The organism is Psychrobacter sp. FDAARGOS_221, from assembly GCF_002313155.2.
Classification (GTDB): domain Bacteria; phylum Pseudomonadota; class Gammaproteobacteria; order Pseudomonadales; family Moraxellaceae; genus Psychrobacter.
In genome coordinates, this window is sequence record NZ_NWFK02000001.1 from 1,505,571 (window position 1) to 1,517,807 (window position 12,237).

The 12,237-nt window shown below is 44.9% G+C and carries 12 protein-coding genes; 3 read left to right on the forward strand and 9 right to left on the reverse strand.

The window, feature by feature from the left end; translation table 11 throughout:
• Positions 1-7: 7 nt before the first annotated feature.
• Complete coding sequence (locus tag A6J60_RS06255; protein ID WP_096065216.1) at positions 8-1,465, reverse strand: Na+/H+ antiporter NhaC family protein; 1,458 nt, start codon at positions 1,463-1,465, stop codon at positions 8-10.
• A 400-nt stretch (positions 1,466-1,865) separates the two neighbouring features.
• On the opposite strand from A6J60_RS06255, the gene A6J60_RS06260 reads away from it, so the two are divergent.
• The 3 genes from A6J60_RS06260 (at position 1,866) to modB (ending at position 5,094) form a co-directional block, all read left to right on the forward strand.
• Entirely contained in the window at positions 1,866-3,062 is a 1,197-nt protein-coding gene (locus A6J60_RS06260) for an aromatic amino acid transaminase (RefSeq protein ID WP_096065217.1), read from the forward strand.
• Positions 3,063-3,303: 241 nt separating this feature from the next.
• Entirely contained in the window at positions 3,304-4,263 is a 960-nt protein-coding gene (gene modA, locus A6J60_RS06265) for a molybdate ABC transporter substrate-binding protein (RefSeq protein WP_096065218.1), read from the forward strand.
• A 123-nt stretch (positions 4,264-4,386) separates the two neighbouring features.
• Positions 4,387-5,094 (forward strand): molybdate ABC transporter permease subunit, encoded by a 708-nt coding sequence (gene modB / locus A6J60_RS06270; RefSeq protein WP_096065219.1) that lies wholly within the window; start codon positions 4,387-4,389, stop codon positions 5,092-5,094.
• A 502-nt stretch (positions 5,095-5,596) separates the two neighbouring features.
• Here modB and A6J60_RS06275 read toward each other — a convergent pair.
• The 8 genes from A6J60_RS06275 to torD all read right to left on the reverse strand — a co-directional run bounded on the left by A6J60_RS06275 (position 5,597) and on the right by torD (position 12,110).
• Positions 5,597-6,103 (reverse strand): molybdenum cofactor biosynthesis protein MoaE, encoded by a 507-nt coding sequence (locus tag A6J60_RS06275; protein WP_096065220.1) that lies wholly within the window; start codon positions 6,101-6,103, stop codon positions 5,597-5,599.
• Positions 6,104-6,192: 89 nt separating this feature from the next.
• The gene (moaD, locus tag A6J60_RS06280) at positions 6,193-6,435 is read right to left on the reverse strand and encodes a molybdopterin converting factor subunit 1 (protein ID WP_096065221.1); all 243 of its coding nucleotides are present in this window, start codon (positions 6,433-6,435) and stop codon (positions 6,193-6,195) included.
• Positions 6,436-6,539: 104 nt separating this feature from the next.
• Positions 6,540-7,037, reverse strand: a complete 498-nt coding sequence (gene moaC, locus A6J60_RS06285) for a cyclic pyranopterin monophosphate synthase MoaC (protein WP_096065222.1) — start codon at positions 7,035-7,037, stop codon at positions 6,540-6,542.
• Between the two features lie 47 nt (positions 7,038-7,084).
• Entirely contained in the window at positions 7,085-7,885 is an 801-nt protein-coding gene (locus A6J60_RS06290) for a molybdenum cofactor guanylyltransferase (protein WP_096065223.1), read from the reverse strand.
• Positions 7,878-8,405 carry a molybdenum cofactor biosynthesis protein B gene (moaB, locus tag A6J60_RS06295; RefSeq protein ID WP_096065224.1) on the reverse strand — a complete coding sequence of 176 codons (528 nt, stop codon included), beginning with the start codon at positions 8,403-8,405 and terminating at the stop codon, positions 7,878-7,880. The genes A6J60_RS06290 and moaB overlap by 8 nt, the downstream gene beginning before the upstream one ends.
• Positions 8,406-8,469: 64 nt before the next feature.
• Positions 8,470-9,696: a GTP 3',8-cyclase MoaA gene (gene moaA / locus A6J60_RS06300; protein WP_227526080.1), complete on the reverse strand. Its 1,227-nt coding sequence runs from the start codon at positions 9,694-9,696 to the stop codon at positions 8,470-8,472.
• 192 nt (positions 9,697-9,888) lie between these two features.
• On the reverse strand, positions 9,889-11,178 hold the full coding sequence (glp, locus tag A6J60_RS06305) for a gephyrin-like molybdotransferase Glp (RefSeq protein WP_096065225.1): 1,290 nt from the start codon (positions 11,176-11,178) through the stop codon (positions 9,889-9,891).
• Between the two features lie 155 nt (positions 11,179-11,333).
• A complete protein-coding gene (torD, locus tag A6J60_RS06310) occupies positions 11,334-12,110 on the reverse strand; it encodes a molecular chaperone TorD (protein WP_096065226.1) in 777 nt (258 codons plus the stop codon).
• Positions 12,111-12,237: the final 127 nt, after the last annotated feature.

Sequence of the window (12,237 nt, forward strand, 5' to 3'; positions counted from 1 at the left end):
AAACTTCTTATCTCCCAATCCGACTAATCGTTAACCCACTAAACCCAAACGCAATGGTTAACAATAACGACAAATAACAAAAGAAGGCATAAGGTAAGTACTCAAGTACCGGCACGCCAAGTGCTTGACTGATAAACACCCCACACACACTCCAAGGCACTAATGGGTTAATCACTGTACCCGCATCTTCAATGGTGCGTGATAAATTCTTCGGGTGCAATTGTAGACGCTCAAAGGTAGATCGAAATGTCGTACCTGACAATAAGATACTTAAATACTGCTCACCGATAAGCACGTTGATACTCAGTGCTGACATAGCGGCCGCAAAGATGGCCTGGCCGGCAGTGGTTAAATGGTCACGCACGCCTCCCAGCAACGCCGGTAAGATACCTAATATCTTTAATAGGCCGCCTAAGCTTAATGCCAAGATAACGATGGTCTGAGTAAAGAACATACTCTGCACACCGCCGCGTGACAGCATGCCACCTACTTTGCCCAGCTCCAACGATTCTGCTGGTGCATAACCGCCGAATAAATATCCGCCCAACTGCTCAAGCGTCGGTGAGCTATGAGTATAGGTCACTATTAAGGCGGCTATAATAGTACAGATAATGGTATAAATCGCATTAACCCGCAACAGCGCCAACAGTACCAGTACCACGAAAGGTAACACCGCATGGGTGTGTACGAGGCCACTGTCAATCAACTGGTTTTGTAATAACACCACTTGGCTTAAATTAGCGCTATGCGTCTGCCCAGATAATGCCCAAAATAACAACACACTGATAACCCAAGCTGGCACTGTGGTATACATCATATTGCGCAAGTGCTCGAACAAATCGATACCGACCACAGATGATGCGATGGTGCCTGTATCTGATAACGGAGACATCTTATCACCAAAAAAGGCACCTGATACCACTGCACCTGCGGCAATAGCGATATTGGCATCGAACGCCTGACTCATACTGATAAAAGCGACCCCTAAGGTCGCTACAGTGGTCAAGCTACTTCCTAAGGCAATACCAATAATTGAGGTCAATACAAAAGCGGAGATGTAATAATAACGAGGCGATATAATCTCAAAGCCGAAGTACATTAAGGTGGGAATAGCACCTGACATCATCAGCGCTGCCACCATCAACCCAATAAAGAAGAACAAATAAATGGCGCCAATACCACTCATCACCCCGTCTGCCATTCGTGCCTGCATTTCTTGAAACGAAATACCACGGATCACGCCGATTAATAGCAGCAGACATATCACCAGTATTAAAGACAGATGTGGCACCCACCCAAAGTGAATCATGGTGACACCCATCACCAGGATCACCAGTCCAGCGATACAGAACGCTGACTTTGCTGACAGTTGGTGTGGCGATGGAGGCTCTGGTTGTGATTGGGGTTGGTTGGCTGATTGAGTGTTATTGATGTTGCTATCTGCAGTGCTGTTGCCAGTGGTCATAGGGGTACCAATTATACAAAATAGGCGGATTTAAAGAGTGTGATGTAAACCCAACCTATCATAACAACTTTTACATTATTCTGAAACGTTAACCATATTTAATTGACCGTTTATGGCAACAGCTAAGCCACTACAGAGAGCGTTTTTTATCATATTTGTAGTCTTTAGAAAAACATATAGCTATCAACAAACTCCTAAACAAACATCGTCGCAACGTATGATTATTTTAAACGATCATTTTTAATTGATTTCACACTTAATTTCATGATCAATTCAAGTCAGTATATGTTGCTCGCTGTCGCATAAATCAACATTTTGCCTAAATCTAACATTGAGTTAAAAGCCAATCTGGTTTATTCTTAATCCTAGTGTGACCTACAACCCTCTGTAAGGAAAAAAAATGTTTGAACGTGTCGAATTTTATGCCGGTGACCCAATCCTTGGACTGATGGTCGAATATGCCAATGACAACAACCCAAATAAAGTAAACCTAGGGGTTGGTGTTTATTATGATGAAGACGGTAATTTGCCTGTGCTAGAGTGTGTGAAAGCCGCTGAGCAGCGCATTGCTGATCCTATCTCACCTCGTCCTTACCTACCAATGGAAGGCTTACCTGGTCATCGTAAAGGCTGCCAAAACTTATTATTTGGTAAAGATGCCCAAGTATTACAAGACAATCGTGTCGCAACCATTGCAACCATCGGTGGCTCAGGCGCCTTGAAAGTGGGTGCTGAGTTTATCAATCAATGGTTCCCACATGCCAAATGCTACGTCAGTGACCCAACTTGGGGCAACCACATTTCTATCTTTGAGGGCAGTGGCATGGAAGTGGGTAAATACCCTTACTATGACAAAGCCACAGGCGGCATCAAATTTGACGCTTTGATTGAGTTCTTCAAAACCTTAAACAAAGACGACGTGGTGCTATTACACCCTTGCTGCCACAACCCAACCGGTGTTGACCTAACTCAAGAACAGTGGGATCAATTGCTACAAGTGGTACAAGAGTGTGAACTGATTCCATTCATGGATATCGCCTACCAAGGCTTTGGCGAAGACATCGACGCAGACGCTTATGCGATTCGCAAAGCGGTTGAGATGGGCTTACCATTATTCGTGAGTAACTCATTTTCTAAAAACTTATCGTTATACGGTGAGCGTGTCGGCGGTCTATCAGTAGTATGCCCAAACTCAGAAGAAGCAGATTTGGTATTTGGTCAATTAAAATTCACTGTACGCCGTATCTATTCAAGCCCACCATCTCACGGTGGTCGTGTGGTTGATATCGTTATGAATGACGATGCTCTACATGAGCAATGGGTTGGTGAAGTTTACGCCATGCGCGATCGCATCAAAGCCATGCGCTTAAAGTTAAAATCAGTACTTGAAGCCAAAGTACCCGGCCGTAACTTTGATTATCTAACCACTCAAAACGGTATGTTTAGCTTCACCGGCCTAACGCCTGAGCAAGTTGAGCGCCTAAAAACTGAGTTTGGTATCTACATGGTCTCTAATTCACGTATGTGTGTGGCTGGCCTAAACAGCAACAACGTTGATTACATTGCTAATGCGATGGCAGAAGTATTAAAAGACTAATCTGCTATTAGGTTTAACTTAAAAAGTAAAAGCTGAGCATCTCATTGATGCTCAGCTTTTTTATTAGCTACACATAGGCTAGATAATTTAGTTAACTGTCTCACTCTAGACAACTATTCCTTAATTACCTTAAATCAGGCACAATAACCTCTTTAGCCAAAATATCGCCACACTCTAAACAACCTATCCATTCTGTCAGATAGTATTCAACACTGTTAAAACTCAGCCCTGTAGGTGACTCATGCTTGTCTTACTTGCGAAACCAAACTCAAGCTCGCGTCTAAAACCAAAACAGCATTCAGCGTTTGCTATTAACTTAAAGTCTGTCGCTTATATAACGATTATGCTGCTACTGGCTAGCTGCTCCAATGATTCGCAGCCGAGCATTAAAACTACTGAAAGTCAGTCACAAACAAAGTCGACACCTTCATCTGACGTTTTACGTATCGCTGCTGCTGCAAATTTAGCAGGGGTACTACCGTCGATTATTGAGGCTTATAATCACGATGAGATGGCACAGAGGGAAGTAGCAGCAACCAAGACTGAAGTCACCTACGCCTCATCCGGTAAGCTGTACGCTCAGATTAACTCAGGAGCGCCCTATGATGTGTTTTTATCTGCTGATCAGCAGTATCCAGCCCAGTATAGGCAGTCGCATCCTAGCACTAAGTCAGACAAGCAGACTTTTACTTATGCGCGTGGACAACTGGCGCTATACAGCGATATCCAGGATTTAAGTTCGGTCAGTAGCCTAAATCAAACCAGCTTACAACAGCTGTGGCTCACCGATGGCATGCGAACAGGTAAAGCCAGGCATCAAGCCCTATCGAAAATCACGCTGGCCAATCCAGAGTTAGCACCTTACGGTGCATCAGCGAAGGCTTTTTTGCAACAAACTCAGCTATACGAGCCATTACAGCAACAAAAAAGGCTCATCCAAGCTGAGAACATAGGCCAAGCATTCCAATATACTTATACCGCCACTACTGACTATGGGTTTGTGGCGTTATCACAATTAGTCAGTGCCAAGATTAACCCAGCCAAATATCGGATACTCGCAGCAGACAGCTATCCTCCAATTTTACAAGATGGCGTTGTAATTAGTGACCACCCGCAGGCAGTTCGTTTCGCCCACTATCTACAATCTGCAGCAGCGCAAATGAAGTTTTCCGAGGCTGGTTATCTAGCCATAAATAACTAGTGGCTGCGCAAAAGCTTAGATTGAGATAGGCCCTGCTTTACTCTATACTGATACTCAAATATTTGGTCTCGAATACTAACTTCCAGAAACCTCTAAACTCACCGTTGCGGTCGTACCCAACCTATGTCACTTGTACCCTTTCATCTCTCTGACATGCTGCTTCCGCTATGGCTGAGTATTAAACTTGCCGGCATTACTACCCTTTGTCTTATCTTATTTGCCACGCCGCTAGCCTATTGGATAGCAAAGCCCTCTGGCAACACCCTAATTGCACGCCTAAAAATCATGTTAATGGGCGCTATTGCTATGCCGTTAGTACTACCGCCGACTGTGCTTGGTTTTTATTTGTTATTACTACTAAGCCCTAACTTTGGTCTTGGACAATGGCTGATTGCTCATAACATAGGCGCACTCGCCTTTACCTTTCAGGGGCTGGTGATCGGTTCAATCATTTATTCGCTGCCATTTTATATGCAGCCGGTATATGCTCAGTTCCTACGTATCCCGAGCAGTGTCAGAGACATGGCGCTATTGATGGAACCCAATCGTTTGCGCCGCTTTACTGCTGTGGCACTGCCGCAAGCCAAGAGCGGGATTATCTTGGGCAGCTTGATTAGCTTTGCGCATACCATTGGGGAGTTTGGGGTGGTCTTGATGATCGGCGGTAGTATCGCTGGTGAAACCAAGGTAATCTCGATCGCCATTTATGAGCAGGTCGAAGCGCTCAACTATGGTATGGCGCATACCATGTCGCTATTATTGGTGGTATTGGGGATTGCTTTGGTGAGTTTGATTGCCGGTATTAATAATCGGATAACGCGCGATAGATAATAAAATGCATGCTTATGAATAATCTATCCATATATCTAGAAACGTTAACAATTCATCCCCAGCCCTGGGAAGCTAAGCTGTGCTTGACTGATAAAAAAATCCATCCCCAACCCTTCCTTTGAAAAAGGAAGGGGGCACACTGTTATAAAAGTTAAAGCTGTGTTTTATCTCTGCTCAAGGGTTTTAGAAGGTTATCGCGTTGAGTGTGGGTTGAAGACGGGGTTTAGCCTTGATTGAAGCGGATATACTTGGTAAAGCACAGGGTTGCAGGCGCTTGCTCAGAGGTGGTATCGCAAAGTCAGGAACGCATCTGGGCTTAGCGCCTGCCGCTGTGCGTACCAAGATAGTAGCGAAAAGCGAGAATAGCTGCGACTTAAATTAAAGATTACGCTGACTGGAATTAAAGCCCACGCTTAAGTCTACAAGTAGCTAGTCACCGCTATTCTATTAAACCCAAACTAACCTCAAATCAACCTCAGACTAGCCCTAAAGCAACCCAATGCTAACCATTGTTACTGAGCCACTTTGACGGCTCATCGACATAAAACTCTTGTTTCCAAACCGGAATGTCGGCCTTAATGGTGTCCAAAATCCAACGGCACGCATCAAATGCCGGATAGCGGTGCTTGGATGACACCCCGACCCACACCGCCATATCGCCGATATCTAACGCGCCAATGCGATGGATGGCGACTGCGTTTTCGATATCAAATTTGCGTTTGGCCTCTTCGATGATGTGTTTGCCTTGGTTGATGGCCAGTTTTTCGTAGCCGTAATAGGTCAGGTTGGTGACTTGGCTGTCGTTGTTATGATTGCGCACCCAGCCTTCAAAGGTGGCTAACGCGCCGCATTGCTCGTCTTGCAAAAAGTCTTTTAGGCGTTCAGCATCGATGGCCACATCCAGTAAGGCAAAGCCTTGTTGCTGTGCAGTTTCATACGCTTGCTCGACGCTTAAGCTGATGCGGCTGGCGTGTTGGTGTATATCGCTGTTGTTGGTTTGGTTTGACATAATAAGCGGGCCTTTCCTTTATCAATCAGTCGGTCAGTGTGATGTGTTGCGCGGTGTATTAGTAGTGAATGGTTAATAATAGCTGTCAATTAACCACCTGCTACCGGAGGAATAAAGGCCACCGTGTCACCCTCTTCAATCGTATCGTCCCAACTGGCAAACTCATCATTAATTGCCACTCTCACCTTTCCTGGCGTCAATTCAAAGCCATGCTGAGACTGCAGCTGACTGTATAGCTCAGGCAAAGTGAGCGCCTTATCTAGGCTTAACTGCTGCTGTCCTTGCTGAGCTTGATCGGCCAAACTGGCAAAATATAACACCGTGATATTCATAGTGATGCTTACCTTCGATTATTATGTACTGTTGTGTTATTTATACTGAAATGCGGATTAGTTAGTGCTTGCTGGTTAATGCTTATTGGCTACAGCTCCAGAGCTTAACCTTGATAATCCGATTTACCGCCCGTTTTACGCAGCAGACGCACGTCACTAATGACAATGTCATGTGACAGCGCCTTAGTCATGTCATATAAGGTCAGACAGGCAGCGCTGACCGCAGTAAGCGCTTCCATCTCCACACCGGTTTTGTGAGTGACGCGCACCGTGGCATTGACCGTAATCGCATGCTTTGCATCGTCATATTCAAAGCTAACGCCGACCTTATCCAATGGCAATGGATGACATAGCGGAATCAAATCATGAGTACGTTTGGCACCCATAATACCGGCAATGTGCGCGGTTTGAGTGATACTGCCCTTTTTGGTCATGCCGTCAGCGTCTTTGATTTGCTGATAAATCTGCGGCGGGAAAATAACCTGCCCTTGAGCAATGGCTTCTCGCGTGGTCACCGTTTTGTGCCCGACATCAACCATATGAATGTCACCATCGGCATCCAAATGTGACAACTGCTTGTTGGTTAAAGGCTGGTTTGACATAACAAACGACTCCGATATTAGGAACTAACAATAATTTTAAGCGCAACCTAACCAAATAACTGCTGACAGGCTGCCTCAAATTGTTCAGGGGTATTCAGATTGGACAAGCTATACCACGCCTTTGGCATGGCCAGCGACTGACCGATAGGACTAATAAAGCGCATCACTCTGCGCTCTCCACTGTCCAAATAGGCTTGTAGTGACTGAGCCAAATCAACTTGATACAACGCCAGTAACGGATAGTCTCGCTCATTATCAGCCAGACAATATATTTGCGGCTGTGGTTGAGTATGTTGACCCATTAAGCGTTGAGTATTGAAAGCATCAGCAGTTAAAGCATGAGTCGTCACATACTGCCAGATATCAACAGTATTGACCAAGCTATCGCAACTCACAACCAGCAACCATTTTGAGTCGCTGTCATTTAAATCATTTGAATCACTTGAACCAATATTAGAACAGCTTGAACCCAATAACTGCTGCATGCCAGCCACAATCGCACCCAACGGACCCGCCGAGTGCTTTTGCTTAAACTCAGAGTGGCTACTACGTGGCTGATAGTCTTTAATATGCGTTATCGCGCAGTCTTCAACGTCTAATTCAGTGGTAAATCCTTGCTGATTGTCAGCAATCAAGATGGGCACCCCAAGTTGTGCCGAACAACATACATGATAGTCGAGCAGCGTCTCACCAGAAGGCAAAAGCAATTTCGCCTTTGGAGAGCCCATGCGTGTTGATAAACCACCGGCTAAAATCAATACGCCGGCCAGTAGCTTCTGAGCTAAATAGTTTTCACAGCCACTATTAAACTCAAGCTCACTATTAAGCTCAGAGCTGCTATTAATCATGCCCTGGGTTAACACGCATCAAGTGCGGCACAAAGTTACACGGACCAGTGCGGCTATCCAGTTGCTCTTTAATAATCTTTGTCCAACCTGTACGGCACGCACCTGATGAACCAGGTAAGCAGAAAATAACCGTATTATTGGCCATGCCCGCAATGGCGCGCGACTGAATGGTAGACATGCCGATTTCATCTTTTGAAATTAAACGGAACATCTCACCAAAGCCATCAATGGTCTTATCAAACAACACACTGACCGCCTCTGGCATGCTGTCACGGATATAAAAACCAGTACCGCCAGTGGTAATCACCGCATGTACGTCAGTATCAGCAATCCAGCTACTAATCACCGCACGAATCTTATAAATATCATCGCTAATCAACTGACGATCAGCCAAATGATGGCCAGCTTCTTGTAGCGAGTCGGCCAAATATTGACCTGAAGTGTCTTGCTCTATGCTGCGGCTATCAGATACGGTTAATACCGCAACATTAAGTTTGGTGAATTGTTTTTCTTTTGACATAACTTATTGTCCTTTTATGTTTAGATCTGCTGTTCTGATATTGGGTATTTATTGTGTTCAGTTTTTAGCCGCCAATCATCGACAAATTATCCATGATACCGCTATTTGACTGTTCTAAATGATGATGTTCCGGCTTTATCGGCATAAAACCATGTAATACTTGCATTAAGCCCTCGACATCTTGGCGCTGTAGATAATCACGGATGTCATAATTGCCCTGATCGAATAAGCACAGATGCACTTTGCCCAAGCTGCTCACGCGAAGACGGTTACAGCTTTCACAGAAATGCGGTGCATAGGGCGCAATCATGCCAATACGGCCCACATAATCAGGATGGCTGTATTCAATGGCAGGCCCATCGGTATGGCCTCTTTGATGTGGACGCCAACCATTTGCAAGCAAATACTGAGTAATTAAATCCGACTGCGCATGCTGAGCAAAAAATAAATCACTATTGTCACTGGTCTGCATAAACTCGATAAAGCGGTAAGTCACCGGCCGCGTCTTGACATACTCTAACGCAGACAGCAGGGTCTCATAAGCGGTGTCTTCCATTAAGATACCGTTTAGCTTTAGCTTAATATCGGTGCTCTCAAGCAAGGTATCTATATCGTGCAGCAGCTGCGGCAACATATCAAAGCCAGTCATCTGCTTAAATACTTGAGGCTCAAAGCTATCAATACTGATATTGAGCTGATCCAATCCTGCTTGCTGCCAATCGGCAATGTGCTTGCCCAGCTTATAACCATTACTGGTCATCGCCACCGTTTCGACACCCGGCGTGGCTTTGACCAGCTCGATAATGTCACTCACATCTTTACGAATCGATGGCTCACCGCCAGTTAAGCGCACTTTCTTAGTGCCGACATTGGCGAAGGCCTGAATTAATACCTTTATTTCATCTAAGCTCAGCTCATTTTTGGGACGTTTGCCTTGATAACCATTGGGCAAACAATAGCCGCAGCGAAAGTTGCAAAAGTCGGTAATAGATAGACGCAAATAAGTCAGTTGCCTAGAAAAACCATCAGTCAGCACTTGCTGGGTTAACGCTTGATACGAATTAGGTTTGGCTGCTGAAGATATCGCAACTTTGGCTGAGTTAGCTGATTCATTAAACAACTGAACCGCCGGCATATTGGCAGTGGGATCAAACAGACGAACAGATCGCTGAAGCACAGGCGACTGTCTGTTTGTAATGGGTTTAACCGTACCATGACCATCAAATACAGCAGCTTTGGAGGAAGAAGGATATAGCCTAGCATTCACTAGGTTGGACTTTATAAGGGTCATATTGGGTACCGTTAACCTAATAAATAAAAGTGTGCTCTAAGCGTTGCCTCAGGTTGTGAATGGAAAATAATAATAAACAAATATCAGACTACTTATTATAGCAGTTTGCCAATCAATAAATACTCATCAAAAGGAGCGTTACTCTTATCGTTACTACTGCTTTGGTAGTATTGTATTATTTGAAATATTATATTATGTATACCAAGGGAACAGCTGAACGTCAACGGTCTCACCAGCGTTCATACTGCCCGCCTGTTGCGGCAATACCATCAGGCAATTGGCAAAGCTCAGCTGCTTGATACGATGTGAATCTTGCTTGCCGGCGGGCACCACCACATAGCCGTCTGCTTCTCGACTTAAAATACCGCGCTGAAAGTCGGTGCGCCCTGGTCTTTTTTTGACATCGGCTCCGAGCTTAGCCTGCACGCTTAGGGTCAACGGCATATCTGATGCATTGATGCCCGATAAGCACCATAAGGCGGGAATAATAAACTGCAACGTGCCTACCACCGATGACAGCGGATTGCCTGGTAAACCAAAGTACAACACTGGGGTTTCTAGATTCTGTGTCAATTCACCAAACACAAACGGCTTACCTGGCTTCATCGCCACTTTGTAATGATTAATCTGCCCCAGGTCTTCTATCACAGTGGTCAAAAAATCATAATCACCAACTGATACGCCAGCGGTCGATAGTATCACGTCACACTCTTGCATCGCGCTCAGCACGGTTTTGCGTGTCATTTCTAAATGGTCTGGCACGATACCATAGTCATGAATGACGACCGGTAGCGAGGCGAGCATACTCTTCAATGTTGGGGTATTGGAGTTATAAATCTGTGCCAAGGTTTCTAAGGGCTCTCCAACTGTGACCAACTCATCACCTGTGGCTAGAATTCCAATTACCAATGGCTTATACACGTCGACTTCAGCGATACCAAGATTAGCAAGCAGGCTAATATCTGCTGGGTTTAGTCGCTTACCGGCTTCTAATACCACTTCGCCTTGGGTGATTTCTTCGCCTTGTTTACGGATGTTTTTATCGACACTGGCAGTTTGGGTGAGTTTAATCGCATAGTACTGAGTTTTATCAATAGATTCGGCAATCTCGGCAAAATTGGTATTCTCTTGCATCACTACCGTATCACAGCCTTCAGGCACTACAGCGCCGGTAAAGATACGCACACCCTGCCCTGGCTTCAGCTCACCGTTATAAGCGGATCCGGCCTGTGATTCTCCGATAATTTCGATTGCAGTACCTTCATCAAGTTGGCTGCCTTTGGCCAGTGCATAACCATCCATAGCAGACAAGTTTTGTCTGGGCACATCAAAGCCCGACTTAATATCGGTCGCTAAAATGTGGTTTTGACTGTTCATCAACTCACGCCTCTCTTTGGCTCGCGCCGTTAAAGGGACGTCTTGCTGATTGTAATGGTCGATACGCTGGGTAATGGCCGCTTTTAACTCAGAAACACTAATCATCACAAGCCTCTCATTTTCATTATTGTTATCATTGTTATCATTGTTATGACGTTACACACGCGATTTTTCAACCCTTAAACTGTTTCATCTTTCAGGTTTGTCTATTTCAAGACGACACTAATCTATTGGCATCTATCACTAAGCCAAGCCATCCACTATAGCAGTTCAGTAAGCGCCTGTCTGTCTGCGTCAACGAAAGCCAGCAACAGCTCAGTTAATGCCGGATACACATCGGTTTTAACTCCAATTTTTTGGCAACGTGCACTAAACTTAGGTAGCCAATTTAACAACGCACTGTCTAAAAACTCACCTTGGCGATGTGCAATACTGGTCTGCTGCTCTTCTACAGTTCCGGGCTGCTCCATACTGGCATTAATCCATACCGCCATCACTTGCAAATAGACGCTGATATGATCTTTTGGCTCACGAAAATCGGGATGCAAATCAAGCTGATGACTTTTTAAAAACTGAGCCATTTGTTGCGCCGGTTTACCATAGAGCATTTTGTCAGCTTCAATGTAATAAGAGGCATAAGGCGGTGCACTGTCTTGACCGCTTAATAAGAATATTTGTGCAAAATCTGCAGCCAACTCTAATGCCCGATCAGACTGAACAATCACACTGAGATGACTTAACGCCTGCTGCAAGCGCACACTTTGCTCAGCAAGGCCCATACCTGAGAATGCCTGATGCATCGCCTGATAATGGTTATTTAGTTGCTCTAGATTAGCCGGCGTTAATTCACGGGCAAACATATCTGCAAACCAGCGATATATCGCAGCACGCCCCTCATTCACTGCTTGCCACTGGATATCCTGATTGTCCAATTGATCTGAGCTTAAGCTTTGTTGAGTATTGTTATTAACCAGCGTTTCGTTGTTTGTTGTGCTGCTTGTTGTATTGCTTGAAGAAGACGTTGTTTTAGCTGTCATTAGGGAGTCCCTATTATTGTTATGTTCACGGTTTGCTCATTATACAATCTGGGCTAGCGTTTCTTTAATTAACTGAGCTTTGAATAAAAAAGGACCTTGCTAAACAACAAAGCCCTATATTTAAATC

What these genes read in the sequence shown, in the direction of transcription:
- A6J60_RS06255 (WP_096065216.1), bottom strand. Translation starts at nt 1,465, where the DNA reads ATGACCACTGGCAACAGCACTGCAGATAGCAACATCAATAACACTCAA.
- A6J60_RS06290 (WP_096065223.1), bottom strand. Translation starts at nt 7,885, where the DNA reads ATGATTAATAGCAGCTCTGAGCTTAATAGTGAGCTTGAGTTTAATAGT.
- A6J60_RS06260 (WP_096065217.1), top strand. Translation starts at nt 1,866, where the DNA reads ATGTTTGAACGTGTCGAATTTTATGCCGGTGACCCAATCCTTGGACTG.
- A6J60_RS06275 (WP_096065220.1), bottom strand. Translation starts at nt 6,103, where the DNA reads ATGTCAAACCAAACCAACAACAGCGATATACACCAACACGCCAGCCGC.
- modB (WP_096065219.1), top strand. Translation starts at nt 4,387, where the DNA reads ATGTCACTTGTACCCTTTCATCTCTCTGACATGCTGCTTCCGCTATGG.
- moaC (WP_096065222.1), bottom strand. Translation starts at nt 7,037, where the DNA reads ATGTCAAACCAGCCTTTAACCAACAAGCAGTTGTCACATTTGGATGCC.
- moaD (WP_096065221.1), bottom strand. Translation starts at nt 6,435, where the DNA reads ATGAATATCACGGTGTTATATTTTGCCAGTTTGGCCGATCAAGCTCAG.
- glp (WP_096065225.1), bottom strand. Translation starts at nt 11,178, where the DNA reads ATGATTAGTGTTTCTGAGTTAAAAGCGGCCATTACCCAGCGTATCGAC.
- moaB (WP_096065224.1), bottom strand. Translation starts at nt 8,405, where the DNA reads ATGTCAAAAGAAAAACAATTCACCAAACTTAATGTTGCGGTATTAACC.
- torD (WP_096065226.1), bottom strand. Translation starts at nt 12,110, where the DNA reads ATGACAGCTAAAACAACGTCTTCTTCAAGCAATACAACAAGCAGCACA.
- moaA (WP_227526080.1), bottom strand. Translation starts at nt 9,696, where the DNA reads ATGACCCTTATAAAGTCCAACCTAGTGAATGCTAGGCTATATCCTTCT.
- modA (WP_096065218.1), top strand. Translation starts at nt 3,304, where the DNA reads ATGCTTGTCTTACTTGCGAAACCAAACTCAAGCTCGCGTCTAAAACCA.